General features: G+C 68.4%; 26 protein-coding genes. 14 read left to right on the top strand and 12 right to left on the bottom strand.

Translation table 11 applies throughout. The annotated features are described in order from the left end of the window. Positions 1-1,487 (bottom strand): YhdP family phospholipid transporter (locus AC07OZ_RS28795; RefSeq protein ID WP_495470447.1); only part of this gene is annotated, 1,487 nt, incomplete at its 3' end. Positions 1,488-1,647: 160 nt separating this feature from the next. Between AC07OZ_RS28795 and glnE the strand changes: the two genes are divergently transcribed. From glnE to AC07OZ_RS28780, 3 genes are read left to right on the top strand one after another with little or no spacing between them, the layout of a single operon-like run. Further along, positions 1,648-4,416: a bifunctional [glutamate--ammonia ligase]-adenylyl-L-tyrosine phosphorylase/[glutamate--ammonia-ligase] adenylyltransferase gene (gene glnE / locus AC07OZ_RS28790; protein ID WP_495470446.1), complete on the top strand. Its 2,769-nt coding sequence runs from the start codon at positions 1,648-1,650 to the stop codon at positions 4,414-4,416. A gap of 19 nt (positions 4,417-4,435) precedes the next feature. Then, on the top strand, positions 4,436-5,047 hold the full coding sequence (gene rrtA, locus AC07OZ_RS28785) for a rhombosortase (RefSeq protein WP_495470445.1): 612 nt from the start codon (positions 4,436-4,438) through the stop codon (positions 5,045-5,047). Positions 5,048-5,056: 9 nt separating this feature from the next. Further along, positions 5,057-5,941: a DMT family transporter gene (locus AC07OZ_RS28780; RefSeq protein ID WP_495470444.1), complete on the top strand. Its 885-nt coding sequence runs from the start codon at positions 5,057-5,059 to the stop codon at positions 5,939-5,941. A gap of 6 nt (positions 5,942-5,947) precedes the next feature. Here AC07OZ_RS28780 and AC07OZ_RS28775 read toward each other — a convergent pair whose 3' ends face one another. Both AC07OZ_RS28775 and AC07OZ_RS28770 read right to left on the bottom strand, forming a co-directional pair. Continuing rightward, complete coding sequence (locus AC07OZ_RS28775) at positions 5,948-6,355, bottom strand: hypothetical protein (RefSeq protein ID WP_495470443.1); 408 nt, start codon at positions 6,353-6,355, stop codon at positions 5,948-5,950. Beyond that, entirely contained in the window at positions 6,352-7,419 is a 1,068-nt protein-coding gene (locus AC07OZ_RS28770; RefSeq protein ID WP_495470442.1) for a hypothetical protein, read from the bottom strand. Before AC07OZ_RS28770 ends, AC07OZ_RS28775 begins: the two co-directional genes overlap by 4 nt. Between AC07OZ_RS28770 and AC07OZ_RS28765 the strand changes: the two genes are divergently transcribed. Further along, the gene (locus tag AC07OZ_RS28765; RefSeq protein ID WP_495470441.1) at positions 7,376-8,377 is read left to right on the top strand and encodes a hypothetical protein; all 1,002 of its coding nucleotides are present in this window, start codon (positions 7,376-7,378) and stop codon (positions 8,375-8,377) included. The two genes, AC07OZ_RS28770 and AC07OZ_RS28765, sit on opposite strands and share 44 nt — an antisense overlap. 74 nt (positions 8,378-8,451) lie before the next feature. Here the strand turns inward: AC07OZ_RS28765 and AC07OZ_RS28760 are convergent, their stop codons facing one another. Continuing rightward, positions 8,452-9,093, bottom strand: coding sequence for a response regulator (locus AC07OZ_RS28760; RefSeq protein ID WP_495470440.1), 642 nt, complete (start codon positions 9,091-9,093; stop codon positions 8,452-8,454). Between the two features lie 279 nt (positions 9,094-9,372). Between AC07OZ_RS28760 and AC07OZ_RS28755 the strand changes: the two genes are divergently transcribed. Both AC07OZ_RS28755 and AC07OZ_RS28750 read left to right on the top strand, forming a co-directional pair. Continuing rightward, the gene (locus AC07OZ_RS28755; RefSeq protein WP_495470439.1) at positions 9,373-12,357 is read left to right on the top strand and encodes a sensor histidine kinase; all 2,985 of its coding nucleotides are present in this window, start codon (positions 9,373-9,375) and stop codon (positions 12,355-12,357) included. 106 nt (positions 12,358-12,463) lie between these two features. Then, positions 12,464-13,237 (top strand): class I SAM-dependent methyltransferase, encoded by a 774-nt coding sequence (locus AC07OZ_RS28750; protein WP_495470438.1) that lies wholly within the window; start codon positions 12,464-12,466, stop codon positions 13,235-13,237. Positions 13,238-13,239: 2 nt separating this feature from the next. Here the strand turns inward: AC07OZ_RS28750 and AC07OZ_RS28745 are convergent, their stop codons facing one another. Both AC07OZ_RS28745 and AC07OZ_RS28740 read right to left on the bottom strand, forming a co-directional pair. Then, complete coding sequence (locus tag AC07OZ_RS28745; protein ID WP_495470437.1) at positions 13,240-14,199, bottom strand: quinone oxidoreductase family protein; 960 nt, start codon at positions 14,197-14,199, stop codon at positions 13,240-13,242. 9 nt (positions 14,200-14,208) lie between these two features. Next, the gene (locus tag AC07OZ_RS28740) at positions 14,209-14,925 is read right to left on the bottom strand and encodes an SDR family oxidoreductase (protein ID WP_495470436.1); all 717 of its coding nucleotides are present in this window, start codon (positions 14,923-14,925) and stop codon (positions 14,209-14,211) included. 127 nt (positions 14,926-15,052) lie between these two features. On the opposite strand from AC07OZ_RS28740, the gene AC07OZ_RS28735 reads away from it, so the two are divergent. Then, positions 15,053-15,955: a LysR substrate-binding domain-containing protein gene (locus tag AC07OZ_RS28735; RefSeq protein ID WP_495470435.1), complete on the top strand. Its 903-nt coding sequence runs from the start codon at positions 15,053-15,055 to the stop codon at positions 15,953-15,955. A 12-nt stretch (positions 15,956-15,967) separates the two neighbouring features. Here the strand turns inward: AC07OZ_RS28735 and AC07OZ_RS28730 are convergent, their stop codons facing one another. Then, positions 15,968-16,606, bottom strand: a complete 639-nt coding sequence (locus tag AC07OZ_RS28730; RefSeq protein WP_495470434.1) for a CGNR zinc finger domain-containing protein — start codon at positions 16,604-16,606, stop codon at positions 15,968-15,970. A 121-nt stretch (positions 16,607-16,727) separates the two neighbouring features. On the opposite strand from AC07OZ_RS28730, the gene AC07OZ_RS28725 reads away from it, so the two are divergent. Genes AC07OZ_RS28725 through AC07OZ_RS28715 form a run of 3 tightly spaced genes read left to right on the top strand, consistent with a single transcriptional unit; the run spans position 16,728 to position 19,072 of the window. Then, complete coding sequence (locus AC07OZ_RS28725) at positions 16,728-17,591, top strand: alpha/beta fold hydrolase (RefSeq protein WP_495470433.1); 864 nt, start codon at positions 16,728-16,730, stop codon at positions 17,589-17,591. After that, positions 17,588-18,277, top strand: coding sequence for an alpha/beta fold hydrolase (locus AC07OZ_RS28720; RefSeq protein WP_495470432.1), 690 nt, complete (start codon positions 17,588-17,590; stop codon positions 18,275-18,277). Before AC07OZ_RS28725 ends, AC07OZ_RS28720 begins: the two co-directional genes overlap by 4 nt. A 24-nt stretch (positions 18,278-18,301) precedes the next feature. Further along, positions 18,302-19,072, top strand: coding sequence for an SDR family oxidoreductase (locus AC07OZ_RS28715; RefSeq protein ID WP_495470431.1), 771 nt, complete (start codon positions 18,302-18,304; stop codon positions 19,070-19,072). A 1,455-nt stretch (positions 19,073-20,527) separates the two neighbouring features. Here the strand turns inward: AC07OZ_RS28715 and AC07OZ_RS28710 are convergent. After that, positions 20,528-21,046, bottom strand: coding sequence for a helix-turn-helix domain-containing protein (locus AC07OZ_RS28710; protein ID WP_495470430.1), 519 nt, complete (start codon positions 21,044-21,046; stop codon positions 20,528-20,530). Between the two features lie 547 nt (positions 21,047-21,593). On the opposite strand from AC07OZ_RS28710, the gene AC07OZ_RS28705 reads away from it, so the two are divergent. The 3 genes from AC07OZ_RS28705 to AC07OZ_RS28695 are packed head-to-tail and all read left to right on the top strand — an operon-like array spanning position 21,594 to position 23,770. After that, complete coding sequence (locus AC07OZ_RS28705; RefSeq protein ID WP_377159628.1) at positions 21,594-21,944, top strand: GntR family transcriptional regulator; 351 nt, start codon at positions 21,594-21,596, stop codon at positions 21,942-21,944. Then, a complete protein-coding gene (locus AC07OZ_RS28700; RefSeq protein WP_495470429.1) occupies positions 21,941-22,813 on the top strand; it encodes an ABC transporter ATP-binding protein in 873 nt (290 codons plus the stop codon). The genes AC07OZ_RS28705 and AC07OZ_RS28700 overlap by 4 nt, the downstream gene beginning before the upstream one ends. 57 nt (positions 22,814-22,870) lie before the next feature. Continuing rightward, positions 22,871-23,770 (top strand): hypothetical protein, encoded by a 900-nt coding sequence (locus AC07OZ_RS28695; RefSeq protein ID WP_495470428.1) that lies wholly within the window; start codon positions 22,871-22,873, stop codon positions 23,768-23,770. Between the two features lie 35 nt (positions 23,771-23,805). On the opposite strand, the gene AC07OZ_RS28690 is transcribed toward AC07OZ_RS28695, so the two are convergent. The 4 genes from AC07OZ_RS28690 to AC07OZ_RS28675 form a co-directional block, all read right to left on the bottom strand. Further along, on the bottom strand, positions 23,806-24,384 hold the full coding sequence (locus AC07OZ_RS28690) for an NnrU family protein (protein ID WP_495470427.1): 579 nt from the start codon (positions 24,382-24,384) through the stop codon (positions 23,806-23,808). Positions 24,385-24,451: 67 nt separating this feature from the next. Next, positions 24,452-24,706, bottom strand: coding sequence for a hypothetical protein (locus AC07OZ_RS28685; protein ID WP_495470426.1), 255 nt, complete (start codon positions 24,704-24,706; stop codon positions 24,452-24,454). Between the two features lie 37 nt (positions 24,707-24,743). Further along, positions 24,744-24,878 carry a hypothetical protein gene (locus AC07OZ_RS28680; protein WP_495470425.1) on the bottom strand — a complete coding sequence of 45 codons (135 nt, stop codon included), beginning with the start codon at positions 24,876-24,878 and terminating at the stop codon, positions 24,744-24,746. 147 nt (positions 24,879-25,025) lie between these two features. Then, entirely contained in the window at positions 25,026-25,523 is a 498-nt protein-coding gene (locus AC07OZ_RS28675) for an Lrp/AsnC family transcriptional regulator (protein ID WP_495470424.1), read from the bottom strand. A gap of 197 nt (positions 25,524-25,720) precedes the next feature. Here AC07OZ_RS28675 and AC07OZ_RS28670 point away from each other — a divergent pair, with 197 nt between their 5' ends. Further along, entirely contained in the window at positions 25,721-26,815 is a 1,095-nt protein-coding gene (locus AC07OZ_RS28670) for a saccharopine dehydrogenase family protein (protein WP_495470423.1), read from the top strand. The last annotated feature ends 53 nt before the right edge of the window (positions 26,816-26,868 follow it).

Below are 26,868 nucleotides of genomic sequence, written 5' to 3'. Positions count from 1 at the left end.
GTCGCCGGGATGGCGGCGGGCGCACGCTTGCCGCCGTGCAGGGCGGCCGGACGCTGGGCCTGCCAGCGCAGGGTCGCCTGCGCCTGCTTCAGCGGGACGGTGGCCTCCTCGAAGACGCCGGGCAGGGTCACTTCGCCGTCGTTGATCGCCAGCGTGGCCGTGCCGCCCTGTTCGTTCGCGTCGAACTGCAGGTCGGCCCCGCGGACGCCGGGCCGGCCGGTCGGAGGCGCGGAGCCGGGATCCGCGGGCGGCTCCGGCGCCGCCGCGGTCAGATGCAGACCCTGCAGCTGCCCCTTGGCGCGGTAGCTGCGGGGCGCGTCGAGCGGGCCGTCCCAGTGCAACTGCAGGGCGCTGAGCAGGCCGCCCGGCTTCATGTCGGCGATCAGTTGACGTTGCGCCTCGGCCAGCGGCAGGCGGGAGAGGATCTGGGCGCCCAGGGTCAGGTCCAGTTGCTGGGCCTGGAAATCGCCGCCAGTCAGCGCACCGGTCTTGGCGTCGCGTTTCACGTCCAGCAGCCAGTCCGAGCGAGGCCAGTCGAGCCCGTCGCCCGCCTGGAAGCCCAGTCCCTTGGCCTCCAGCGACAGCGTGTCGGGCGTCTGCTTCAGCACCAGCCGGCCGCCGATCTGCGCCAGCGCCAGTTCCGGCAGGCCCGGCGCGACGCGCAGCTTCACCGCGCGCAGGCCCATGTCCAGCGTCAGGCTGCGCGGCTCGCCGTGCTCCATCTCCAGCCAGGCGCGCAGCGCGCCGTCGCCTTCGTTGAGTTCGAAGGGCAGATCCACGTAGCGGCGCAACTCGCCGACATCGGTGCGCGGCAGGTGGCCGAAGAGCTGTCCGCTCCAGCGCTGCACATCGCCGGGCCGGTCGAGCAGCGACTGGGTGAACTCGCCGCGCAGCGTGAAGCGTTCGCCCCAGCCGGCCGGCGGCGTCGCGTCCAGGCGCAGCCGGTGGCGGCGCAGGCCGTTGCGCAGCACGAGGTTCAGGTCGAAGAGCTCCAGCGGCGGCGCCGCGCGCAGTTCGTCGACCCAGCGGATGCGACCGTGCAGGATGACGAATTCATGCTGCTCGAAGAACCAGTCGGCGGCGTCGTCGGAGGCCTGCGTGTCGGACGGGCCGTCGACGCTGAGGCCGGCGATGAAGACGCGGCCCTTGGCGTCCCGGCGCAGCACGAGCTCGGGGCTGTCCAGCAGCAGCTGGGAGAAGCGCAGTTCGAAGGCCAGCAGCGAGCGCGGCGACAGCGCGGCGCTGACGCGCGGCAGATGCAAGGCTTCGCGGCCGGCGGCGTCGACGATCCGGACGTCGCGCAGGTCCAGCGTGGGGATCCAGCCCGAGGATTTGGCGCTGATGGCGCCGATCTTCACGGGTACCCCCAATGCCTGGGTGGCCTGCTTTTCGAGCTCGGGTCGCCAGTCGTCGATGTGGGGCAGAATCGCCCAGTGCAATGCCAGCCAGGCCGCCATCAGCAGGGAGAAAACCCCTGCCGTAGCCACGACTAGCCAGAGGGCGCAACGTGCCCACCAGCGTCGCTTCGCGACCACGGAACCGGAGTCAGAACTGGTGGCGGCGGACGAAGACATGTAAGGGTGGACGGCGGTCGCCGAATCTAGCACAGCCATTCCGGCCATGAGCCAGCGAGAGCATTCTTTACCGATGGATTCAGTTGCCTTGGCAACCCCCGACCCGACGGGCGTTCCGACGCCCGCCGCGTCCGCGGACCACAGCCGTTTCGTTCAACGCATCCGCCGCCGTTATGCGGCCGAATTGTCGTTGCTGCCGCCTGGGCTGCCGGACGACGTCACGATGCGTGCCGTCGTCGATCGGCTCCGGCAAGCCGGACGCCCGCTGCCCGCCGCGCTGCGCGTGATGCGCCAGCTGGTGATGGAGCGGCTGGCCGTGCTCGACGTCGAGCAGTGCGCCCCGATGACCGACGTGACGCAGGCGATGACGCACCTGGCGGAAGTGACGCTGGACATCGGCGTTGTGGCCTGCCGTGCCGAACTCGACGCCCAGTACGGCGCGCCGCGCGACGCCGCCGGCCAGGACATCGACTTCTGGGTCGTGGGCATGGGCAAGCTCGGGGGGCGCGAGCTCAACGTCTCCTCCGACATCGACCTGATCTATGTCTACGAGGAAGACGGCCAGACCGAAGGCAACAGCGCCGGCGCCCAGAAGATCTCCGCGCACGAATACTTCGCCCAGCTGTCGCGCCGCCTGTCGACGCTGATCGGGGACGTGACCGAGGACGGCCAGGTCTTCCGCGTCGACCTGGCGCTGCGGCCGAACGGCAATTCCGGGCCGCCTGCGGTCAGCATGGCGATGCTGGAGGAGTACTTCCTCGTCCAGGGGCGCGAATGGGAGCGCTTCGCGTGGCTGAAGAGCCGCATCGTCGCGCCGCGGGAGAGCGTCCAGAGTGGCCGCGCGATGCAGCTGCGCAGCCTGGTGACGCCTTTCGTCTATCGGCGCTATCTGGATTACGGCGTCTTCGAGGGCCTGCGGCAACTGCACCGGAAGATCCGCGACGAAGCCCAGCGCCGCGCCGCCGGACGGCCGGAGCGGGCCAACGACGTCAAGCTGTCGCGCGGCGGCATCCGCGAGATCGAGTTCATCGTCCAGCTGCTGCAGGTGGTGCGCGGCGGGCAGTTCCCCGAGATCCGCACCCGGTCGACGCTGAAGGCGCTGACGCGGCTGGCCGCGCGCGGGCTGATGAAGCCCGAGACCGCCACCGCGCTCGCCCAGGGCTACGACTTCCTGCGGCGCGTGGAGCACCGCATCCAATACCTCGACGACCAGCAGACGCACTGCCTGCCCGCCGCGGACGAGGACATCGGCTGGATCGCGCGCAGTCTGAACCTGACCTGCAACAGCCACGCCTGTCCGCTGCTGGACAAGCTGATGGAGGTGCGGGAACTGGTCGCGACGGAGTTCGACGCGCTGCTGCATGACGGCGTCGCGCCGGGCGGCAAGGGCAATTGCAAGACCGGCCTCTGCGGCGGCCCGCCGCTGCCGATCGACAGCGAGGAGTTCCTCGACAAGCTGCCCGCCGAGCTGGCGGGCAATGTGCGCCGATGGGCGCAGCAGGCGCGGGTGCAGAACCTGCGCGAGGAATCGCGGCTGCGGCTGGCCAAGCTGGTCGGGCGCGCGGCGCAGGCGGTGCGCCAGGGCGAATGCACGATGGACGCGGCCCAGCGCTTCGTCGACTGGATCGAGCCGCTGCTGCGTCGCGAGAGCTATCTGGCGCTGCTGGTCGAGCGGCCCGCCGTGCAAGGCCGGCTGCTGCGGTTGTTGGGTCTGGCGCGCTGGCCCATGCGTTACCTGATGCAGCATCCCGGCGTGATCGATGAGTTGGCCGATGCGCGACTGCTGCACGAGCGCTTCGATGGACCGGCCTTCATCCAGGATCTGCAGGCGCGTCACGATGCCTGGGCCGAACATGGCGAGGCGAGCGAGGATGCGCTGCTCGACAGCGTGCGCCGCGCGCATCACGCCGAGGTCTTCCGCACGCTGGTGCGGGACGTGGAAGGGCAGATCAGCGTCGAGCAGGTCGCCGACGAGCTGTCGCTGCTCGCGGACGCAACGCTGCAATGCGTGCTCGACTGGGCGTGGGACCGTCTCAAGCAGAAGCACCGCCCGGCACCGCGCCTGGCGGTGATCGCCTACGGCAAGCTGGGCGGCAAGGAACTGGGCTACGGCAGCGACCTGGACCTGGTCTTCCTCTTCGACGACGAGGACGACAACGCGGCCGAGATCTACGGCGCCTTCATCCGCAAGCTGATCACCTGGCTGACGATCCGCACCGCGGCCGGCGAGCTGTTCGACATCGACACGGCGCTGCGGCCCAACGGCAACTCGGGGCTGCTGGTGACCTCGCTGTCGTCATTCGAGAACTACCAGGGCGGACGCGGCAGCAACACGGCGTGGACCTGGGAACACCAGGCGATCACGCGAGCGCGTTTCTGCGCCGGCGACGCGTCGCTGGCGGAGCGCTTCGAGGCCACGCGCCGTGCGGTGCTGACCGCGCCGCGCGACCCGGCGGCCCTCCGCGAGGAGGTCGTGGCGATGCGCGAGAAGCTGCGCGCCGCGCGGTCCGTGCGCGCCGGTTTCTTCGACGTCAAGCACAGTCCGGGCGGCATGGTCGATGCCGAGTTCGCGCTGCAGTACCTGATCCTGGCGCACTCCGCGCAGCATCCGGAGCTGCTGGCCAACGCCGGCAACATCGCGCTGCTGCAGCGCGCCGAGTCGTTCGGGCTGCTGCCCGCCGACGTGGGCCGGCAAGCCGCCGATGCGTACCGCGAGCTTCGCCGCGTGCAGCATCGGGCACGGCTGAACGAGCAGTCGACCTCGCTCGACGGCGAGGCCGCCGAGGCGCTCGCGCCGCAGCGCGACGCGGTGCTGGCGCTCTGGCGGGCCGTCTTCGGCTGAGATCGCGGAGCGGGACCGGATGCCGGGACGCGCATGGCTCCTCGTCGCGATGGCCCTGGCCATCGGCTCGCTGGTCGCGTGGATCCAGGCGCCCTACGTGCAGGCCGCGATGGAATGGCGCCCCGAACTCGCCGGCCGTGAGCCCTGGCGCGCCGTCAGCGCGGCATGGCTGCATTGGAGTCCGCAACACCTGATCGCGAACCTCGCGGGCTGCGCGGTGATCGGCCTGCTCGGCATCGCCGCGCGGCTGACCGCGCGCGACGCGGTGGCGTGGTTGCTGGCGTGGCCGCTGACGCAGTTCGGCCTGTTGATCGAACCCTCGCTCGAGCGCTTCGGCGGCGCGTCCGGCGTGCTGCACGCGGGCGTCGCGGTGGCGGCGATCGGCATGATGCGGATGCGGGCCTCTCATGGGCGGGAGCGCGTGATCGGGCTGCTCATCGGCATCGGACTGATCGTCAAGGTCGCGGCGGAGCGGCCCTTGTCATTGCCCGCCTTGCGGCACTGGGATGGCTGGAACATCGCGATCGCGCCGCTGGCACACCTGACGGGGCTGATCGCCGGCGTGATCACGGCGCTGCTGTGTGCGTTGGCCGCGCGGGCCTGGACACGTCGCATTGGCCGCCGGGCATGATCCGGCGCCATGGAACGCAAACAGCATCTCGACAGCACGGCGGTGGTCATCCTTCTGGGATGCTGCGTGCTGTGGGGTCTGAACCAGGTCGCGGCCAAGGCCGCGCTCACCGAGATCGGCCCGTTGTGGCAGGCGGCCTTGCGTTCGGGCCTGGCCGGCGCGCTGGTGTGGGCCTTCGCCGCGGCGCGCGGCATCGCGCTGTTCCGGCGTGACGGCAGCCTGCCGGGCGGGATGCTCGCGGGCCTGCTGTTCGCCGCCGAGTTCGCCTGCATCTTCGTCGGCTTGCAGTACACGACGGCCTCGCGGATGGTGGTCTTCCTCTACCTGTCGCCGTTCGTCGTCGCGCTGGGCATGCCCTTGATCTCCCCGGCCGAGCGGCTGACGAAGCGGCAGGCCGTAGGCTTGCTGATCGCCTTCGGTGCGGTGGCGTTCGCGTTCGGCGAGGGGCTGCAAGGAACCGGGCAGACGATGCAGTGGCTGGGCGATGCATTGGGCGTGCTCGCCGCGCTGCTGTGGGGTGGCACGACACTCGCGATCCGCGCGACGAAGCTGTCATCCGCCAGCGCGGAGAAGACGCTGCTGTATCAGCTGGCGGTCTCCGCGATTGCGCTTGCGGCCGGTGCGATGGCGACCGGCGAAACGATCCCGCTCGATTGGTCCTGGCGTCTGCTTGGACTGTTCGGGTTCCAGGCGGTGATCGTGTCGTTCGTGAGCTACCTGCTGTGGTTCTGGCTGATCCGGCACTACCCGGCGACCAAGCTGTCCAGCTTCACGCTGAGCACGCCGTTGTTCGGCCTGATCGCCGGCGCGCTGCTGCTCGGCGAGCCGATCACCCCGCGACTGATGCTCGCTCTCGCGGGGCTGGCGGCGGGGATCGTGATGGTGAATCGCTGAGGGCGTTCAGGGCGAATTGAGGAAGTCCAGCACGGGGTTGCGCGGCGGCGGCGGCGGATCGTCGAACGTCAGTTTGGCCCATTGGGCCAAGGGAGAGTTTTCGGGAAGAGCCTTCCGGATTCGTTCTTCTTCGTTGAATTGCTGAAGCCTCTCATCCGGGTAGATTTCATCCGTAGGACGACGCGGATACTTGACGAGGGTGATCGGCGTGACGTCATGTATTGCAGCCTGTTCTATCGATTCCATTTGATTTCCTTCAAGCAAGTGAGTGATGGAGTCGCGCGGCGTAGCGCGTGTTGAGCGTAGTGTTGAAGAAGTGCTTCCGCCGGACGAGCGCCATTTCTCCAATGCGTAAGCGATCGAAAGAAGACTGAAATTGTTGGTGACCATCGCCGTCGCTGGCAATTCGCTCATTTCGGTAGGACCGATGCAATGGCATGCAGTTGCTCCCTCCAAATGGGAGCGCACGAGCGCTTGATGTCACCCCTTTGACCCTCGAATGGGGGGGGCGCTCGCTGCTTCGCATCACCGGCCACCGATTCGCCTCCGGAAATGTCGGGAGGAGCTCGCAGTCCGACAGTGATCCCCTCGCTGCCGGATGAGGACGGGGCGCCCGCGTGGCGTCCGACGTGCCCTCGTGATGTCGCCGGCAGACCTCGTCTGCAAAGGAAGGCGCCCATGTTGTCCAACGTCAATAACCGCGCCGTCCCGTCGCCGATCGATACGACACCCAGCGCGCCGCCGAACTCGCCGGTGTCGACGCCAGCAGGCGGGCAGGGCGGTAGCGCAGCGACGCAGTTCCCCGGGTTGGCGGCGCGTCCGGCCGGTCCTTCGTCTCTCGGTGCCGGCGCTCCGCCGCGCCGGTCGAATTCCTTGCCGACATTGCCATCGCAACAGACCACGACGACGGCACTGTCGTCGGGCAATCCCGCGCCGACGCGCCCGGCGCTGAGGCTCGACACCAACATTCCGCCCGCGCAGTCGCAGACGGTCTCGCCGAGCCAAGTGCCATTGCCCGAGACGCCGGTGTCGCCCAGCAAAGTGCCGTTGCCCCAGACCCCGGTCTCCCCTAGCAAGGTGGTGCTCCCCGAGTCCCCGGTGTCACCGAGCAAGGTGCCGCTCCCCGCGTCGGGTTCGACGTCAGCGGCGAGCACGACCTCCTCGCCCCAGACACCGCCGCAGGAAGGCAAGCTCCCCGCGAAGGAGGCGTCCGTCGCGGCAGGCAAGCTGCCGCAGAAGACCTCGCTGGGCGGTCCTCTGCCGACCGCGCACAAGCTGTCGTCCACGACGTCCGCCGTCGCGTCCTCTTCCGCAGCGTCGTCGTCCTCCACGCCACAACCGTTGCCGAAGCCGAACGCCAACCTCAAGCCGAAGCCGACACTGACGCTCGACAACCGGCCGTCGACGTCGGGCGTAACGCCCTCGACCGCCACGATGGTCGCGAAGCCCGCCGTCACCACGACCACGGTCGCGCCCACGACCTCCACCACGGTCGCACCCACGACCTCCACCACGGTCGCACCCACGACCGCCAATCCCACCACCACCACGACAGCGGTCTCCTCCGCCAACACGCCCCTGCCGCCCGCCAACGTCTCCGGCAAGGAGCTCACCGCCGCCTTGCTGGCCACGCTCGGCCAACGCGCCACGACCTATGGCGGCGGCCACGCCATCGCCTGGGCGGTGCAGGCGATCACGCTGATGAGCGCCGGCGCGGCGGGCGCGTCGAAGGAGGCGCTCGGCGTGTCGTCCAGCGTGCTGGGCGGACTGGCTGCCGCGCTGGGCAAGGAGTTCATCGGCGAGCACATGAAGACCAAGCCGTCGCTGGGAGCCACGATCAAGCTGCCCGGCAACACGACCTTGCAGACAGAAGGTCCGCGCGTGATGGCCGGCTTCAACGACATGTGGACGGCGATCGCCGGCGGCATGAGCGGCGTGGCCTTGGCGAACAAGTTGACGCCCGCGATGACGGAGGCCTTCAAGGCCAAGGGCATGCCGGAGCCGATGGCGCAGGCCACCGCCATGATGGTCACGGCCGCCGCGCAGCGCGCGGTGAGCGCCGGTTTCGATACCGTGTCCGACCTGACCAGCACGGTGATGAAGAGCAGGCTGCCCGGCGCCACCGGCGGCACTGCCGTCAACGACAAGGTGGACTACGCGACGATGAAGGCCGGCATGGCCGCCCGCATGATGATCAACTGGGGCCTGACCTTGCCGGTGGGCATCCCCGTGGGACTGGGGAAGGTGCTGGCGGACGGCAACGCGTATGCGAAGGCGGCGGCGTCCAGCGCGCCGGCCTGGGCCGGCCTCAACGTCTGGATCAACACCAAGATGAACCTGGCAGCCAAGCTCAAGAAGGACGAACCCGCGGCCACCACGCCACAGCCGCCCATTGCGATGACGGCCATGGGCGCGGGGAACGACAACAAGGTCTGACGCTCGACCGGGGCACGCGAACCCCGGAGGCGCTCAGTGCCTCACGCACGGGTCAGGCGCGCCGTCCGGTCCGTTCAGAGCTCGATGATCCCGCGCTTCAGCGCGATCGTGACCGCGTGCGTGCGGTCCTTCGCGGACAGCTTGCCGAGGATGGTCCGCATGTGGACCTTCACGGTTTCCTCGGTCAGCGAGAGGTGCTCCGCCACTTCCTTGTTGGCGTGACCGAGCGCCACCAGGCGCAGCACCTGCGTCTCGCGCAGGGACAGCGCGCGGCTGCCGGCGTGCTGCGCGATGGCGGCCTCGATGGCGGGCGGCAGCATCATCCGGCCGGCATGCACGCCGCGGATGGTGTCCAGCAGCTCCGTGCGCATCAGCCCCTTGAGCAAGTAGCCCACCGCGCCGGCCTTGATCGCGCGCGCGGCCTGGAAGTCGCCGGGGAAGGTCGTCAGGATCACGATGCGCGCCTGCGGGAACTCGCGACGGATGGCGGTCATCGCTTCGATCCCGTCCATGTCCCGCATGCGCAGGTCCATCAGCGTCACGTCGGGCTGGTGCTGGCGGAAGCGCGACAACGCCTCGAGGCCGGTCGTCGCCTCGGCCACCATGCGCATGTCGGGCTCGGCGTCGATGACCGTCGTGATGCCGCTGCGCATCAGCGCATGGTCGTCGACGGCCATCACGGTGATGGGGGAGGAAATCGGGGCGGAGTCGTTCACGCGCGGTCAGCGGTCAGGTCGGGAGCGCCGGTTCTCAGGCACAAGGGCCGAAGCGTAGCCGCAGCCGGCGGTCCGGATCACCCCCGGGCTCGATGCCCCTCCCTCGAAAGAGTTAGCTCCGGCGTGTCGCGTCTGCGCCTCGCCCCACCCCCGCGGCTCGCCCGCTCCGCCTGCTGCTTCTGATAGTGTTCCGGCCCCATGAGGTTGTCGCCCGCGATGTCCGTTTCCAGCTGCCGCACGCCCCGGGTCCCGCCGGCGGCGGCGGGGATGCGACGCGTGATGACCATGCTCATGGCGGTCGGCATGACGCTGCTGGCCGCGGCGATGCTGCTGTTCGCCGGGCCGGCCCGCGCGCTGGATCGCACGCTGGCGCTGAACCAGTTCCATCACCGCGCCTGGACGGCCGCGGACGGCGTGCCGATGGAGACCTGGACCATGGCGCAGACGCCGGACGGCCTGCTCTGGATGGGCGGACCGAACGGCTTGACGCGCTTCGACGGCGTGCGCTTCGAGCGCTTCCGCCCGGCGCCGCAGCAGGAGTTCCCGTCGGGCACCGTGGCGAAGGTGCTGGCGACGTCCGGCGGCGACCTGTGGGCCGCCTTCTTCCCGCGCGGCCTGGTGCGCATCCGCGGGGAGCAGGTCTGGCGCGTGCCGGCGACGGAGCCGTTGGCGACCGCCCGCATCCGCTACATCGCCGAGGATGCGGACGGCGCGATCTGGGCGGGCGGGGCCACGGAACTCTTCCGCTTCCTGAACGACCGCTGGGAACGCATCGACACGTCGTGGGGCGTGGAGGGGCGCGCCATCGACGGCGTGGTCGTCGACGGGCGCGGCACGGTCTGGCTCTGCGACAACGAGCGGCTGCTCGGACTGCCGCAGGGCGAGACGCGTTTCCGCGTCGTCGGCGACTGCAAGGAAGCGACCAGCCTGCAGGTGCTGCGCGGCGAGGCCTGGCTGGTCTTCGCGAACGAGATGCGCAAGGTGCCGGCGCTGTCGCGGCTGGCCATCGCGCGGGATCCGCGGCTGTCGACGCGGCGCGGCTCGTCGACGGTGGTGGACCGCGACGGCAACCTGTGGACCGTGTTCTGTCCGGCGGGCCTGTGCCGCCGCCGGCTGCCCTGGCCGCTGGAGGGCGACCGCGTGCCGCTGACCGGTGAGTACGAACGCTTCGCCGCGCCGGAAGGGCTGTCGGGCGACTTCGGGATGATGATCCTCGAGGACGCGGAAGGCAGCCTCTGGGTCGCGACCAAGACCGGCCTGGACCGCTTCCGGCGCGCCGCGCTCGTGCCCGCGCCGATGCCGCGCGCCACCAGCAATTTCGCCCTCGCGGCGGATCCGGGCGGCGGGGTGACGGTCGCGGCGTTCTCGCCGGTGGCATCGACCGTGTGGCGGCTGTCGGGCAGCGCGAGCGAGGCCGAGCAGGTGCCGGCGCCGGGCGCGCAGATCACCGCGGCGGGCCGTGACCGCCAGGGGCGGCTCTGGCTGGTCGGGCCCGCGGGACTGTGGCGGCGCGAGGGCGCGCGGTGGGAGCAGATTCCCAGACCGCCGGGCGTCGGGGAGCGCTGGATCAGCGGCATCGTTCCGTACGGCGACGGCCTGATGGTCGCCTTCCAGCGGGGCGGCGTGCAGACCTGGGAGAACGGCCGCTGGTCGCCGTTCTCGCTGCCCGATCTGCCGTCGCCGCTCGAGGCCGCGGTGACCTGGGCCGGCGACGGCACCTACTGGTTCGGGCTCAAGGACAACCAAGTCCTGCGCTGGACCGACGGCAAGGTGCGCCGTTTCGGACCGGCGCAGGGCGTGGAGGTCGGCGACGTCCTGCTGGTCCATGCAGGTCGCTCACGCTTGCTGATCGCGGGCGAACGCGGCGTGGCGGTCCTGTGGGACAACCGCTTCATCTCATTGACGACCGAGGTGCCGGAGACGCTCGCTGGCGTGTCCGGCATCGCCGAGACGGCGGACGGCGACCTGTGGCTCAACGGACGCAAGGGGGCGGTCCATGTCCGGCGCGACGATCTGCGCAGCTTCCTCTCCGATCCCGGGCAGCCGCTGAAGCTGGAGGTGCTGGACACGCTGGACGGCCACCCGGGCGGGGCGACGGCGTTCTGGCCGCAGCCGAGCGTGGTGGAGGCCGCGGACGGGCGGCTGTGGTTCGCGGGCACGACCGGCGTGGCGTGGCTGGATCCGCAGCGGTCACGGCGCAATGCGGTGGCGCCCGTGGTGCGGATCACCGGCCTGCGCGCCCAGGGCGCCGAGTACGCACCGGGCGCGGCGGTGACGCTGCCCAAGCACGCCGAGATGATCGAGCTGCGTTTCTCCGCGGCGAGTCTCGCGGTGCCGGAACGGGTGCGCTTCCGCTACCGGCTGGACGGCGTCGACACCCGCTGGCGCGACGCGGGTCCGCGGCGGGAGACGGTCTACAACAGCCTGGGTCCGGGCAGCTACCGGTTCCACGTGCTGGCCATCAACAGCGATGGCGTGGCAGCGCCGGAGGAGGCGATCCAGGACATCGTGATCCCGGCCGCCTGGTACCAGACGGCGGTATTCCGCGTGCTGTGCGTGGCGGCGGTCATCGCGCTGATCTGGGCCCTGCACCGGCTGCGCCTGCGGCAGGCTGCCCGACGGGCGCGCGAGAAGATGCGCACCCGGATGGCGGAGCGCGACCGCATCGCCCGCGAGCTGCACGACACGCTGCTGCAGGGCGTGCAGGGGCTGATCCTGCGCTTCGAGGCGCACGCCGCACAGCTGCCTGCGGCGCATCCGGTGCGCGCGGCGATCGATGCGGACCTGGTGATGGCCGACGACGTGCTCGACGAGAGCCGCCGACGCGTCATGGCGCTGCGCGGCGCCGCACAGATTGGCGCGAGCCTGCCGAGGGCGCTGGAGGACATCGCGTCGCAGCTGGCGCGGGACTACGACGGCGAATTCCGGCTCGAGATCGTCGGCCGGGAGCGGCCGTTGCGGGCGGAGGTCCGTGACGAGCTGCGATTGATCTTCGGCGAGGCGCTGCTGAATGCGTTCAGACACGCGCGGGCGAATCGCATCACGATGACGTGGCGCTTCGGATGGTGGCGACTGCGCGTGGAACTGCGCGACGACGGCGAAGGCATGCCGGCCGATCTGGCCGCGACCGGAAAGCATGGGCACATGGGACTCGCATCAATGCGGGAGCGTGCGCGAGTTGTGGGCGCGCGCTTGACGATCGCGAGTTCGCCGGGGCAAGGAACGAGCGTGACCCTGACGATGCGTGCCTCGCGCGCGAGCTGAACGCTCGCAAACCTTCTTTACGAAGCTCTCCATGCCATGACTTGAAGACGCTCCGCAAGATGAGCGCTACCCTCTTCCGAATGATCGACCTGCAGAAGGAGCCCTCATGAGTTCAAGACTGTTCGCGCTGGCCACCGTGACCGCCGCCGTGCTGATGTCCTCGCTGGCCATGGCCCAGACGCCCGCCGCCAATGGCGCCGTCGCTGCCGCGGTCTCGGACGCGACCCGGCCTGCCAAGGACGTCCAGCAGGATGCCTCGCGCCGGCCGGTGGACCTGGTCGAGTTCTCCAAGGTGAAGCCCGGCGACAAGGTCATCGACGCGGTGCCCGGCGGCGGATACTGGACGCGGATCTTCTCGACGCTGGTCGGCCCCAAGGGCAAGGTCTACGCCTACGTGCCGAGCGAGTTCGCCGTCTTCAAGTCGAACCCGGCGGCCACCGCGAGGGCCATCACGGCGGAGCCCGGCCACGGCAACGTCGAGCAGACCACGAGCCCGCTCGCTGAGCAGCCGCCGGCGTCCATCCACAACACGCTCGATGTCTTCTGGACCTTCGAGAACTATCACGACTTCCACGACAGCTTCATGAAGGGCGCTGACGTGAACGCCTACAACAAGGCGGTGTTCAGCCTGCTGAAGCCGGGTGGGTACTACATCGTGGCCGACCACTCCGCCGTGGCGGGGTCAGGTCTGAAGAACACCGAGGACCTGCATCGCATCGATCGTGAGGCCGTCAAGGCCGAGGTGCAGAAGGTCGGATTCGTGCTCGACGGGGAAACCGACGTGCTGGCCAATCCCGCCGATGACCGCACGCTGAAGGTGTTCGATCCGGCGATCCGGGGGAAGACCGATCGCTTCGTGCTGCGCTTCAGGAAGCCCTGAGCTCAGGGCAGCAGGACGATCTTGCCGATGGCCTGACGGCTTTCCAAGGTCCGGTGGGCCTGTGCACCTTCTCGCAAGGCGAAGGTCTGCGAGAGGCGCAGCGTGACGGCGCCTGATCGAATCCAGCCGAATAGTTCCGTCGCGCGAGCCCGGCGCTCCTCGGCCGTGGTGAGTACGTTCCACAGATCGCCGCCCACCAGGGCCAGCGAGCGATCCATGAGCAGCCGAGGGTCCACCGGCGCCGGGTCGCCCGCGGCCATGCCATAGAAGACGACAGTGCCGCCGGTGCGCGCGGCGTCCAGACTCTCGCGCAGCGTGGTGCCGACCGAGTCGTACACCACATCCCCGCCGCGCCCATCGGTCAGTGCCTTCACGGCCTCCAACCAGCCTTCGGTTGCGATCGCGGCGTCGGCGCCGACCTCACGCACGGCCTGTCGCTTGGCCTCGCTCGAGGCGACGCCGATGACACGCGCGCCCAGGTGCTTCAGGATCTGCACGAGAAGCAGCCCCACGCCGCCCGCCGCCGCGTGCACGACGGCCCAATCCCCGGGACGCACCGCGTAGCTGTCGCGGCACAGGTACTGCGCCGTCAGGCCCTGCAGCAGGCAACCGGCGGCGGTCTCGAAGGACGTGTCGTCCGACAACGGAATCAGGCGGCTCACATCGACCGCGCACAGCTCCGCGTTGGCGAACGGGCTGTCGGCGAAACCGACGCGCTGACCGGGCCGGAGGCCGCTGCCCTCAGGCGCCGCGATGACCTCGCCGGCGCCCTCGTAACCCAGGATCCATGGCGGTGACCCGACCAGGTGATAGTTGCCTTTGCGACGATAGACGTCCGCGAAGTTCAGCCCGACGGCGCGCATGCGAACCAGCGCCTGATTGGGGCCAGGAACCGGATCGGGCACCGTTTCATAGCGGAGGACATCGGCATCGCCGAATTGGTGGAAGACCAGTGCTTGCATGGCGCCTCCTTACAGCGATCGCGTCAGGCCGCCGTCGACGCGCAGGTTCTGGCCCGTGATGTAGCCGGCCCCTTCCGACGCCAGGAAGGCGATCGTCGCGGCGATCTCGTCGCTGCGTCCGTAGCGCTGCATCGGGACGCTGTCCCGGCGTTCGTCGGTCGCGGGGAGGCTGTCGATCCAGCCCGGCAGCACGTTGTTCATGCGGATGTTGTCCGCCGCGTACGTGTCCGCGAAGATCTTCGTGAAGGCGGACAAGCCCGCGCGGAACACGCCCGAGGTCGGGAACTGACCGGACGGCTCGACGGCCCACGCCGTCGAGATGTTGATGATCGTGCCCGACTGCTGCTGCTTCATCGTCGGCACCACGGCCCGCGACGCACGCACGACGTTGAGCAGGTAGGTGTCCATGCCCCGATGCCAGTCGTCGTCGGAGAGCTCGAGCAGCGGTCCGCGGGGACCATGTCCCGCGCTGTTGACCAGCACGTCGATGCGACCCCAGCGTGCCAACACCTGGTCGACGAGGCCCTTCAGATCCGAGTCGGACTGGTTGGACCCGGTGACCCCGATGCCGCCCAGCTCTTGCCCGAGGGCTTCGCCCTTGCCCGACGAGGAGAGCACGGCGACCCGGAAGCCGTCCTGGGCGAGGCGGCGTGCCGCGGCCGCGCCCATGCCGCTGCCTCCTGCGGTGATGATGGCGACCTTTTCTACTGTCGTATCGGCTGTCATGGTGATCTCCTGTGTCGTGCCGTCAGGGATGGCGACGGCCCACGTCATTCGATACGCTATCAGCGCCCTGTCGATCCGGCGAGCCCGGGCGCCTACATTCATCCAGTAGAAAAGCTACAGTCTGATCATGAACATGCCGTTGGAAGGGCTCCCGTCGTTGAAGGCGCTCCGCGTCTTCGAGGTCGTGGCGCGGCACCTGAACTTCCGGCTCGCGGCCGAGGAGCTCGACGTGACGCAAGGGGCGGTGGCCCAGCAGATCCGTGCGCTTGAGGCCGAGCTGCGCATCAAGCTTTTCGAACGGCATCCGCGCGGCTTGGCGCCGACCGGGGCCGGTGCCGCCTACGCGCGCCGCGTGCGACTCGCGCTGGAGGAGATCGCCGACGCCACGCGCCTGCTGCGTCCTGGCGACCGGCACGTCACGATCAGCGTGGCCCCGACGATCGCCACCAAGTGGCTGCTGCCGCGCTTGCCGCGCTTCGCCGCGCGCCATCCGGACATCGACCTGCGTGTCCTGGCGACGGAGCGCGTGTCCAGCTTCCATGGGGAGGGCGTCGATCTGTCGATCCGGTGCGGGCGTCCGCCGTTCGGGCCGGGTGTCGAAGCGCGATTGCTGTTCGAAAACAACCTGATCGCGGTGGGGAGTCCGGCGATCCTCAATGGCGCGCAATCCCTGTCGCCGAAGCGGATGGCGAGCTGTCCGCTGATCCACGACGGACATGACGCCTGGCCGGCGTTCCTCGCGCAGGCGGGCGTGGCGTCTTCGTCATCGAAGGGCACCCGGTTCAACCAGACAGGACTGGCCATCGATGCCGCGATCGCCGGGCAAGGCCTGGCCCTCACCGGACGGTTCTTCATCGAGTCCGATCTCGCCGCCGGCCGCCTGGTGCAGGTGACGCCGCAGGTGCTGCACCTGGGTCTCGACTACTACCTCGTGTCGCCGCGACGCACGCGGAGCGATGCGGCATTGGAAGACGTCGCCGCGTGGCTGGTCGAGGAAGCTGCGAGGGCGGGCGAGTCGACCGCGCCTTGACCCCTCGTGACCTCAGCCGCCAGCCGCCTTGCGGCTGCGATGCGCCGCCTGCTTGGCCCGGTTGCCGCAGACGGCCATGCTGCACCAGCGGCGATTGCGATGCCGTGTGGTGTCGAGGAAATGCAGCATGCACCCCGGCCCCTCGCATTGCTTCACGTCGCTGAAGTCGGCCGCGGTGAGGAGCCGGGCGAGTGACTCCGCCACCGGCAGCAGCAGCGCCTCCGGCGAGCGCCAGCGGCGCTGCACCACCAGTTCCAACGCCGACGGCGCGACCTCGTCCGCTGCCTTGGCGCGCGGCACGATCTGAAGGAAGGCCTCGTCGCGGACGAGCATCCGATTGAGCGGCTCCAGTTCGGCCACGGCCTTCGCCGTCAGCGGCTTGCCGCGGTGATCGCGGACGAACCCACGGAACCACTCGCGCAGCGCGCGCGCCTGCCCGGCAGCGGCATCGAGCTCGCCCGGTGCCGCCGCACTGCGCATGTCGGCCAGCGCCTCCGCGCTCATCAGCCCCGCCGCCTGCAGCCATGCCAGCAGGTCGTCGCCATTTGCCAGCCATTCCAGTTCCTCGTTCACCGGCACCGCCAAGGTGTTCAGGAAGTCCAGGCCGCGCGAGTCGGCCAGAAACATCGGGGAGGGGCGTGCGTTGCTCATGAGGACAAGTTCGGAAGCTGGCGCTCATGTTAACCGTCAAAAATCATGTTGACAAGTTACTGCGTGCGTGGATAACCTTTAAATACGCAATTTGGCGGTTATCGACGATCAAGGAATGACGATGAGTGCGACGACACATCAACGGGTGGACGTGGACGGCCTGGAGCTGTTCTACCGGGAGGCGGGACCGGCCGATGCGCCGGTGCTCCTGCTGCTGCACGGCTTCCCCAGTTCGAGCCACATGTTCCGGGACCTGATCCCCAAGCTCGCGGACAAGTACCGCGTGATCGCGCCGGACCTGCCGGGCTTCGGGCAGTCGGCGATGCCGTCGCGGACGGCGTTCCACTACACCTTCGACCGGTTGGCCCAGGTGATCGGCCGCTTCACCGAGGTGATCGGTCTGAAGCGATTCGCGCTCTACGTCTTCGACTACGGCTCGCCCGTGGGTCTGCGTCTGGCGGCGCGCTTCCCGGAGCGCATCACGGCCATCGTGTCGCAGAACGGCAATGCCTATGTCGAAGGGTTGAGCGACGGGTGGAGTCCGATCCAGAAGTACTGGCGCGAGCCGACGCCCGAGAACCGCGAAGGCATCCGGCAGATGCTCGAACCCGCGACGACGCAGTGGCAGTACACGCACGGTACGCCGGATCCCGCCCGCGTCTCGCCCGATGGCTACACGTTGGACAACCACTACTTGGCGCGCGAAGGGGCGGACGAGATTCAGCTCGACCTGTTCCTCGACTACGCCAACAACGTGGCGATGTACCCGGACTTCCACGCCTACTTCCGCCAGCATCAGCCGCCGTTCCTGGCCGTCTGGGGCCGCAACGATCCGTTCTTCCTGCCCGCCGGCGCGGAGGCGTTCAAGCGTGACAACAAGAACGCGCAGGTGCGTTTCTTCGACACCGGCCACTTCGCGCTCGAGACCCACGCGGACGAGATCGCAGCGGTCATGCGCGAGTTCCTGGCAGGAGCGATCCGATGAGCGCGGAGCGGGCGACCGCTGTGCTGGTGCATGGCGCATGGGCGGACGGCTCCAGTTGGCGCCCCGTCATCCAGAGACTGCAGTGTGCCGGGGTCGATGCGATGGCGGCACCGCTGCCGCTGACCTCGCTGCGAGACGACGTGGCAGCGTTGGATCGCGCCCTGGATCGTGTGGATGGTCCTGTCGTGCTCGTGGGTCACGCCTATGCGGGAGCGGTCATCGGCGAGGCTCGGAGCGATAAGGTGCGGGCGCTCGTCCATGTGGCGGCGCTGGCGCCTGACGAAGGGGAAACCGTGATGGCGGTGTTCAGCCGCGGTACGCCTCACCCCAAGGCACCGGCGCTCGCGCCGGACGGCCATGGACTGATCTGGCTGCCGCGCGAGGCCTTTGCGGACGCGTTCGCGCCGGATGCCAGGCCGGACGTGCAGCAGCTGCTGGTGGCTGTGCAGCGCCCTATCGCGCTCCCTTGCATCACGACGCCGGTCGGCCGCCCGCGCTGGCGCGACCTGCCGAGTTGGTACCTGCTCGCCGAGCACGACCGGATGATCGTCAAGGACACGCAGGCCTTCATGGCCGAGCGCATGCGTGCCACGGTGATCCGCCATCCGGTGGACCACACACCCAGCCTGACCGCGCCCGACGCGGTGGTCGACGTCATCCTGACCGCGCTCCGCGCCGTCCACTGAATGCCATCCCACAAGGAGACTCCCATGTCGAAATCCGTCGCCGTCATCACCGGCGCAAGTTCCGGAATCGGTCGCGCCACGGCGCTGCGCCTCGCGCGCGAATTCAAGGTGATCGTGCTGGTCGCGCAGGACGGTGAGGAGCTGGAGAGCGCCGCGCAGGCCGTGCGTCAACTCGGCATCGAGGCTTGGCCCATCGCTCAGGACCTCAGCCGGGCTGATGCGGCCGAGGCGGTCATCGGATCCACGCTGGCCCGTTTCGGCCGCATCGATGCGCTGGTCAACGTGGCCGGCGCCGTGCCCGGTTTGGACGTCTTCGAGATGAGCGACGCGCAGTGGGACAGCGGCCTTGCGCTGAAGTTCCACGGCGCGCGGCGCCTCACGGTGCGGGCCTGGGAAGCGCTGAAGGCCCAGGGCGGATCGGTTGTGTTCATCTCGGGCAACTCGGCGGAGAACCCCAAGGCCGCGCAGGCAGCCGTGGCGGCGATCAATGCCGCCATCGAGGCGTTGGCCAAGGCCTTCTCGGAGCGCGGCGTCGTCGACGGCGTGCAGGTCAACAGCGTGTCGCCCGGCGCGATCATGACCGGCCGGCGCCTCGGCATGCTGGAGAAAGCGGCCGCGGCCCGTGGCATCACGCTGGACGAGATGAAGGCGCTGTTCCTGAAGGGGGCAGGTATTGCCCGCTTCGGCGAGCCGGAGGAGATCGCCGAGCTGATTGCGTTCATCACCTCGCCCGGCGCGAGGTGGATGACGGGGACCGTGCTCCGCATGGACGGCGGGGAGATCAAGTCGGTCTGATCTTCTGCCGGGGAGGCGGCGGTCAGTGGGTTATCGCCGCTGATCCGGCAGAAAAAAAGCCCCTGCTACCTGACAAGCAGGCAACAGGGGCCGGGAAGGCTCAGCCTTTCAGCCGAGCACTTCAGTCACGATGCCTGCGCCGACGGTCTTGCCGCCTTCTTCTTTGCTGAGGACGAAGATCTGGGCTGGAGAACGCCACGCCATGGCCGGAATCGCCTCGCGACGGCGTCTATCACTTCGTCTACGCTCGTTCGACCGACGCATCCGCTCCTTGTCACCACCGTGTGCGTCGAGACCGTCCCCGAATCCGCGTCCCGTCGCGACGGCAAGGTGCGCATCCGCGTGCGGACGGATGCTGGACGCTACCCATGCGTGCTGTCACCACTTCAACTCAGCATTCCTGAAGTGAGGTTTCGGCAATTCACCGATGGCCAGGGGTCGGGGCCGGCAAGACAGTTCTGCGTGGGTGTTGGAGCCGGCGGCTGGAACGGACGCCAAGGTCGTGGAGCAGCCGTTATTGAGCCGACGCGCTAGACATTGGATAGCCCTTCGGAGTAGGAGTAGCCGCTATGCGCAGCGTTCGTCAGCATTCAGATGGGTTCACGCGAGGTGAACAGCGCAATCACCGTCCTGCTGCCCATATGCAATCCCTGGCTGCGCACACCGGCTCTGCACAACAGACGCTTGCGGATGTGCTTGCGAGCAGTCCGCGGCTAATTGCTCAGCGCCGAATGCTGGACGCCTTCTATGGTCAGCCCGTTCAGCTAAATGGCGGCGACAAGACGCAAGGGGAAGAACCAACGCCCACCACATCGGCCAGCCCTATCGCGGGAACGGTAGTGTCCGGAGGTTTGGCAGCGTACTTTGGTGCTACGAGAGCGGCTGCCACCCGGAACTGGGGTCCCCTCTTTACTCAGCTTGGCGGACTCACAGGAGAACTGCCCGCGCTGCTCTCTGGCCTTAGCGACCTCAGGAATCTGTTCATGGCTCGGAGTATGCCGAAGCTAGCGCTGGCGCTTGCTCCTGCTCTCGCAGTCTTGGGGGGCGGCCTCGCTCGGTTGTGGCCCACTCCAACCGGAGGCAAGCGAGCTGCCAGAGGGAGCCAAAGCCAGCCGCTGCCGAACCAGGGGGCGGACGAAACCAGTTAGCAAGCCCGGCGCTATCCGCATCTCGCCCAACCACCGCATTCGGCGGGAATGGTGCGGTGGTTTCAAGGGGGGGGGGTAGCAACGGTCGTTCTCGACAGATCCAGGCGGGTCGTCGCAGGCATCGCTGTCGGTCTGAGCCCGGTCGAGCCGCCCCTTTGCCCGGTGGCCCAGACATCCTCTTTGGTGTAGGAACGCGAGCCACGGAAATCTCGCCTGTCGACCTCGCAACGGCTGAGGCGCCCGGCCCCTCAATTGAAGGGCTAGGCTGATTGCCCGCCGCCGAATGTGTCTAGAACTTGTTGATGCCCTAAACACCCACGGCGGATGGAAAGGCGGAGGGCGGCAGCTGTTGCAGCTCGCGGAACTCAGGATCAAGGGCGAACTGGAACACCGGGGCGAGGCTGACGGTCCCGTCAAAGTTATACGTAGGACCGTTAAGCACTGACAAGAACGTGAGCCGTGCGGCCGCCTGAGTCCGCCCGCCGGGCGACGTCCAGTATTGCTGCGCCTGACGAATCAGCTGGTCCTCGGCGAGTGCATCTTCCGACGTCAGGATCGCCCAGCCATGCTGGCTCAAAAGCGCGGCGTAACGCTCTGCGGCCGCCAAGACGGAGGATGGCGTGACCTGCAAGCTGTTGCAGACACGAAGAAAGGTGTCGAACTGAAGCGGGCTCTTACCTGCTTCAACTTTCGTCCACGCGCTAGGCGTTTTGCCGATCCAATCGGCAATCTGAGCCTGATGGTAGTTGCGCTCGGTGCGAACTTCTCTGAGAAGAATTACACAGATGCTCGCTACGGAAGCGATCTTGCCTTCATCGGTACTCATACGGATTTCCTCGAATTGGATCGAACATCGAATTCATTTGAGGAATGTACACGTTCCCCGTGGGAACATCAATGATCTCTTGAGGAACTTTCGAAGGGCGGAGATAGATACATCTTCAGATCGCTGACTTTAGGGTAATGGCACGTCATGGAGTGCGCGGCCGACGCTGTCGACCAGTTGGTTGGGTGCCGACTTCAAATGACCGCCATCAGCCTGGACCGGCCGGTCGCGCCGAGGCCGCGGATGAGCGCACATGGCGATCATCGGGTGGCCAACGATCCCATAGTTCTTGTTGAAAGACGGGCCGCCCGGTCCGCTCCCTGAAGCGCACCCCTGCACCGCTCCACCCTGGCGTGCCAACGAGCAGCCAGATGCGCGCTGGAGTTCCAAGTTAAGCGCAAACAATTCCAAACTCAGTGAAAACCGACAGCTACCTCCGCTTCATCCCCTCTTTTTTGCAGTCTGTCGCCCCCCGCTGGGTGAGCGCGGGGGCGCTTGCTATGGTGTGCTACATCAGCAACACACCGGCGCTCCGGCGCCCCGCGTCATGCACAGCTGGAACGATCAAGCGCCGATCTATCAGCAGCTCGCCGACCGACTGGCGTCGCAGCTGCTCGACGGCGATCCCCCGGAGGGCGAAGCACTGCCCTCCGTGCGCACGCTGGCCAGCCAGTACCTCATCAACCCGCTGACCGTCAGCCGCGCGTTGCAGGCCCTCGTCGACGAGGGACTCGTCGAGAGCCGCCGCGGCCTGGGCATGTACGTCCGCGACGGCGCCCGCATCCGGTTGCTGCACACCGAGCGGGAACAGTTCCTCCAGGAGGAATGGCCCCGGTTGCGGGAGAAACTCCGCCGCCTGGGCCTCCGGCCGCAAGACCTGAATTGGGAGGACGCATGAAGACGCTCATCGAGGCCAGCCACCTGAGCCTGAACTACGGCCGCAAGGCCGCGCTGCAGGACCTGACCTTCACCATCCCCGCCGGCCGCGTCGTCGGACTGCTCGGCCACAACGGCGCCGGCAAGACCACGCTGATGAAGACGCTCGTCGGACTCAAGCGCGCCCAGGGCGAGCTCCGCGTGCTCGGCCTCGATCCGCATTCGGACCGCGCCCAGCTCCTGACCTCGCTCTGCTACATCCCCGACGTCGCCGTGCTGCCGCGCTGGGCCAAGGTGTCCGAGCTGATCCGCCTGATGGCCGGCCTGCAGCCGGCGTTCTCCGCCGACCGCGCCCGGCAGCTGCTCAAGCGCACCTCGGTCACCGAGAACGACAAGGTCAAGCACCTCTCCAAGGGCATGGTCACGCAGCTGCACCTCGCGCTGATCGCGGCCATCGACGCGAAGCTCATGATCCTCGACGAGCCGACGCTCGGCCTGGACGTGATGTCGCGCAAGAGCTTCTACGAGATGCTCATCGACGAGTGGTGCGACGGCGAGCGCTCGGTGCTCATCTCCACCCACCAGGTCGAGGAGGTCGAGACCCTGTTGTCCGACGTGCTGATGCTCGATGAGGGCCGGCTGGTGCTGAACATCTCGCTCGCGGAAATGGACGAGCGCTTCGTCGCGCTGTCGCATGACCCCGACGCCGCCGAGCTGGTCGCCGCCAACCATCCGCTGCTGCGCTACCGCGTGCAGGGCCGGCCCGCCGCACTGTTCGACGGCGTGCCGCCCGATGCCGTCGCGCATCTGGGCCAGCGCGTGCGCCCCAGCCTCGTCGACCTCTTCATGGCGCTGACCCGCAAGCCCGAGCGCCAGGCCACCGAAGCCTGACCGGCGCCTGCTGCGACGCTCCGCGATCCGCTGCGACCCTCTTCAAAGGACCACCCCATGACGCTCTTCAACACGCTGCTGCTGCGCGAGTGGCTGCAATACAAGCGGGCCTGGATCGGCCTGGTGCTGGCGCCCGTGCTGGTGCTGCTGGCGCTGGTGCCGTTTAGCCAGGTCGACGGCATCGACGTGCCCAGCCCCGAGCCGGTGGCGCTGATCGCCGGCCTGCTGACCGTCGGCCTGGTGCTGGCGCTGGCCCTGGCCGTTTCGGTCTATCAGCTGATGGGCCTGGCCCGCCGCGACCAGCAGGACCGCTCGATCGAGTTCTGGTCGTCGCTGCCCGGCAGCCATGCCGCCAGCATTGGCGCGCCCATCGTCGCCCACGGCATCCTCGTGCCCGTCGTCGCCACGCTGCTGGCGCTGGTCGGCGGCGCCATCGTCGGATCGGCGATGGCGTTCAAGGAATTCGGTTTCGCCGCGCTGCAGCAGACGCAGTGGGGCGCGCTGTTCCAGGCCACCGTGTGGCTCGGGCTGCGGCTCGCGGTCGGGCTGGTGCTCGCGGCGCTGTGGCTCTCGCCCATCGTGCTGGCGCTGATGGCCGCCTCCGCCTGGCTCAAGCGCTGGGGCGCCCCGCTGCTCGTGATCGCGGTCGCGGCCTTCCTCAACATCTACAAGAACGAGACCGCCGCCGAGGTCCTGCGCAACGCGCTGATCACGCAGGTCGCGGGCGTCGGCCGCTCGCTCGTCCAGACCGGGACCCGGCTGGTCATCGATTCGGACAAGGAGGGCCACCTCAACCTGCAGGACTTCTTCGACATGCTCTATCGCTTCCCGGACTACGCCCGGGAAGGGCTGCCGCAGGTCCTGCAAGCCGCCTGGCATCCGCAGTTCATCGGCGGGTTGATCGTCGCGGGCCTGTGCTTCTGGCTGCTGGTCCTGCAGCGCAAGCGCAGCCTCTGAACGAGCATGAAGCGCCCCTCGAGGGCGCTTCTCTTTCAGCCCATCGTCGGGAACGGGCTGACGCCGATGATCAGCCGGTGCAGCCCCATGACGAGCGCGATCCAGGCGACGACGCCGATGGCGACCGAGATCGCCGTCCCCTTGGCGGTGCCCGCCGGCGGCGGCGGCGCGGCACGGCGCCGGGCCGACCGGAAGTCCAGGATCGCCCAGGCCAGGAAGGCGCCGAACAACACCACATCCGCGACCGTGTTGTTGGCCAGCAGGTGACCGAAGGCCCACAGCTTCACGGACAGCAGCATCGGGTGACGCAGCTTCGCCTGGAAGTGGTTGCGCGGCACGTGCGATGCCGCCAGCAGGATCAGCGAGGGCAGCATCAGCAGCCCGGCCAGGTGGTTCATGCCGCGGGGCGTCGGCCACAGCGGATGCGGCGTCAGCCGCGCCTGCCCGTAGCCCCAGATGATCAGCAGCAGGCCGATCACGGCGAACGCGGTGTAGGTGAGCTTCCAGCGTTTCTCGCCCCAGTCGGCGAGGCGGGCCTCGCGCCAGGCCGGCGCGACGATGCGGACCGAATGCGGCCCGAGGAAGAGGATCAGTCCGAGGATGAGTGCCCACATGGTGAAGTCGCTCCTTTGCGGCGCGGACTATGCCTCCGCCGGGAGGACATCACCAGTGGTATCCGGATCAAGAGACCCTTGTCGCGGACGGCTCGAATGCGGGAGACGCGGGCGTGGTGGCGGACGGTTGGTCCGTCGGGGCCTGGACCTGGCGCAGATCGCCTTCGGCGTGGTCGAGCCACGCCATCGCGGCCAGCAGGGCCAGCACCGCGACGGCGATTCCGATCGCCGGCAGCAGCAGGCGTCGCCAGCGATGGGCGGCAATGGGCGGTTGCGCGGGGATGGGCGGCGCGGCGCCGTGGAGACGGGCAGGGGCTTTCATGGCGGAACTCCTCAGGACATGGAGGTCGCCGCGGTGCTCAGCGGAGCACGGCGCCGAGACCCCACAGCAGTGACGGATAGACCGCGCCCCAGGCCACCGCGAGGATCGCGAGGGCTTTCAGGCCGATGACGATCGGCGGGACGTGCTTGGTCGTGACGGCGGGCTTCGACATGGTGCGCTCCTTGAGCTGGCGACTCATGATCTGCAAACGGCGTGCCAGCTCTGCGCGTTGACGGGACCGCCCGTCTAAAACACGACGTTACTCACGCGCTACCGGACTGACATCGTTCTGGTCCGCACGCCACGGAGTCCCTCGCGCTCACGCGCTCCGGTCCACCCGCAGCGCCAGCAGCACCGAGGTGTGCGTCTTGATCACGCCCTCGATGTCGCCGATCTCGTCGAGCAGCGCGTCCAGGCGCGCGGTGCTGTCGGCGCGCAGCGTGGCCATGTAGTCGAACTCGCCGCTGACCGACGCCAGCTGACGCAGCTCCGGCAGCCGGGAGAGCAGCTTCACCACCTCGCGCCCCGCGCGGGGCTGCACCGTGATGCCGACGAAAGCCTGCACGCCGCGCTCGACCGCCTCGCCGCCCAGCCGCACCGTGTAGCCGGCGATCAGGCCCTCGGCCTCCAATCTCGCCAGCCGCGCCACCACGGTGGTGCGGGCCACGCCCAACTTGCGTGCAAGGTCGGCGGTGCTTTCCCGCGCATTCGCCTGCAGCAGCGCGATCAGGTCGCGGTCCGTCTGGTCGCGCAGCGTCGCGTGGGAAACGGCGGGTGCTTCGCTCACTGTGCCGACGGACGTCTTCTTCGCATTCATGGGCAGGGCCTTCTACAGGCTGTGACGGAGTTCTCGGGATAAACCCTCATTTTCGCCGGAATGAATGATCTGGCTGACGAATCGTCAGTATCGACGTGTTTTTCGTCGAACTCGCGCTTTCTTTCGTCAGTGCAGGTCGGGACACTGCCCTCATCGCATCTGAAACCTCATCCGCACAGGATCACAAGGAGTACGACATGAAAGTGGCATTGCTGGGCGCCGGACACATCGGCCAGACGATCGCGCGACTGTTGCAGGGCAGCGGCGACTACCAGGTCACCGTGATCGACAAGAACGCCGCCGCGCTGCAGCTGCTGGCGGGTCAGGGCCTCGCGACCAAGACCGTCGACACCGAGGACAAGGCCCAGCTCGCCGCCGCGCTGCGCGGCAACGACGTGGTCGTGAACGCGCTGCCGTACCACCTGGCCATCACCGCCGCGCACATGGCGCTGGAAGCCGGCTGCCACTACTTCGACCTGACCGAGGACGTCGCCGCGACCAAGGAGATCAAGCGCATCGCCGAAGGCGCGAAGACCGCCTTCATGCCGCAATGCGGCCTGGCGCCGGGCTTCATCGGCATCGTGGCGCACCACCTGGCCAAGAGCTTCGACTCGCTGAGCGACGTCAAGATGCGCGTCGGCGCGCTGCCCGCCTTCCCGACCAATGCGCTGAAGTACAACCTGACCTGGTCCGTCGACGGCCTGATCAACGAGTACTGCCATCCCTGCGAAGCGATCCATGACGGTGTCTCCATCGCCGCGCTGCCGCTGGAAGGCCTGGAGCACTTCTCGCTGGACGGCACCGAGTACGAGGCCTTCAACACCTCCGGCGGCCTCGGCACGCTGTGCGAGACCTGGGAGAACAAGGTCCGCAACCTGGATTACAAGACCGTCCGCTATCCCGGCCACCGCGACCTGATGATGTTCCTGCTGGACGACCTGGCGCTGAAGAACGACCAGGAGAAGCTCAAGGACATCATGCGCAAGAGCATGCCGGCGACCATGCAGGACGTGGTCCTGGTGTTCGTGACCGTGTCGGGCATGAAGAACGGCGTGCTGATGCAGGAAGTCTTCGCCCGCAAGATCTTCGCCGAGCGCGACGGCGCGCAGCCGCTGTCGGCCATCCAGATCACCACCGCCGCCGGCATCTGCGCCGCGGTCGACCTGTTCCGCGAAGGCAAGCTGCCGCAGTCGGGCTTCGTGCGTCAGGAAGAAGTGGCGCTGCCGGACTTCCTGGCCAATCGCTTCGGCAAGGCGTATCAACAGTGCCGTCAAGTGGAATCCATCGGCTGATGGATCGGCTGATCGATCGACTCGTTCGATGCAATCAGCCCATCGCACGACCT

This window comes from Roseateles sp. GW821-FHT09G03, assembly GCF_059416045.1.
Note: the sequence above shows the minus strand (reverse complement) of the source record. Positions and strands in the feature narration are given on the sequence as shown.

Bases quoted from the DNA above. Each gene is read 5' to 3' on its own strand.
- AC07OZ_RS28680 (WP_495470425.1), bottom strand. From the start codon at position 24,878: ATGTCGAAGCCCGCCGTCACGACCAAGCACGTCCCGCCGATCGTCATC.
- AC07OZ_RS28700 (WP_495470429.1), top strand. From the start codon at position 21,941: ATGAAGACGCTCATCGAGGCCAGCCACCTGAGCCTGAACTACGGCCGC.
- AC07OZ_RS28765 (WP_495470441.1), top strand. From the start codon at position 7,376: ATGGTCGCGAAGCCCGCCGTCACCACGACCACGGTCGCGCCCACGACC.
- AC07OZ_RS28725 (WP_495470433.1), top strand. From the start codon at position 16,728: ATGAGTGCGACGACACATCAACGGGTGGACGTGGACGGCCTGGAGCTG.
- AC07OZ_RS28690 (WP_495470427.1), bottom strand. From the start codon at position 24,384: ATGTGGGCACTCATCCTCGGACTGATCCTCTTCCTCGGGCCGCATTCG.
- AC07OZ_RS28675 (WP_495470424.1), bottom strand. From the start codon at position 25,523: ATGAATGCGAAGAAGACGTCCGTCGGCACAGTGAGCGAAGCACCCGCC.
- AC07OZ_RS28710 (WP_495470430.1), bottom strand. From the start codon at position 21,046: ATGAGTACCGATGAAGGCAAGATCGCTTCCGTAGCGAGCATCTGTGTA.
- AC07OZ_RS28715 (WP_495470431.1), top strand. From the start codon at position 18,302: ATGTCGAAATCCGTCGCCGTCATCACCGGCGCAAGTTCCGGAATCGGT.
- AC07OZ_RS28705 (WP_377159628.1), top strand. From the start codon at position 21,594: ATGCACAGCTGGAACGATCAAGCGCCGATCTATCAGCAGCTCGCCGAC.
- rrtA (WP_495470445.1), top strand. From the start codon at position 4,436: ATGCCGGGACGCGCATGGCTCCTCGTCGCGATGGCCCTGGCCATCGGC.
- AC07OZ_RS28730 (WP_495470434.1), bottom strand. From the start codon at position 16,606: ATGAGCAACGCACGCCCCTCCCCGATGTTTCTGGCCGACTCGCGCGGC.
- AC07OZ_RS28685 (WP_495470426.1), bottom strand. From the start codon at position 24,706: ATGAAAGCCCCTGCCCGTCTCCACGGCGCCGCGCCGCCCATCCCCGCG.
- glnE (WP_495470446.1), top strand. From the start codon at position 1,648: ATGGATTCAGTTGCCTTGGCAACCCCCGACCCGACGGGCGTTCCGACG.
- AC07OZ_RS28695 (WP_495470428.1), top strand. From the start codon at position 22,871: ATGACGCTCTTCAACACGCTGCTGCTGCGCGAGTGGCTGCAATACAAG.
- AC07OZ_RS28720 (WP_495470432.1), top strand. From the start codon at position 17,588: ATGAGCGCGGAGCGGGCGACCGCTGTGCTGGTGCATGGCGCATGGGCG.
- AC07OZ_RS28775 (WP_495470443.1), bottom strand. From the start codon at position 6,355: ATGAGCGAATTGCCAGCGACGGCGATGGTCACCAACAATTTCAGTCTT.
- AC07OZ_RS28780 (WP_495470444.1), top strand. From the start codon at position 5,057: ATGGAACGCAAACAGCATCTCGACAGCACGGCGGTGGTCATCCTTCTG.
- AC07OZ_RS28750 (WP_495470438.1), top strand. From the start codon at position 12,464: ATGAGTTCAAGACTGTTCGCGCTGGCCACCGTGACCGCCGCCGTGCTG.
- AC07OZ_RS28735 (WP_495470435.1), top strand. From the start codon at position 15,053: ATGAACATGCCGTTGGAAGGGCTCCCGTCGTTGAAGGCGCTCCGCGTC.
- AC07OZ_RS28670 (WP_495470423.1), top strand. From the start codon at position 25,721: ATGAAAGTGGCATTGCTGGGCGCCGGACACATCGGCCAGACGATCGCG.
- AC07OZ_RS28745 (WP_495470437.1), bottom strand. From the start codon at position 14,199: ATGCAAGCACTGGTCTTCCACCAATTCGGCGATGCCGATGTCCTCCGC.
- AC07OZ_RS28755 (WP_495470439.1), top strand. From the start codon at position 9,373: ATGACCATGCTCATGGCGGTCGGCATGACGCTGCTGGCCGCGGCGATG.
- AC07OZ_RS28740 (WP_495470436.1), bottom strand. From the start codon at position 14,925: ATGACAGCCGATACGACAGTAGAAAAGGTCGCCATCATCACCGCAGGA.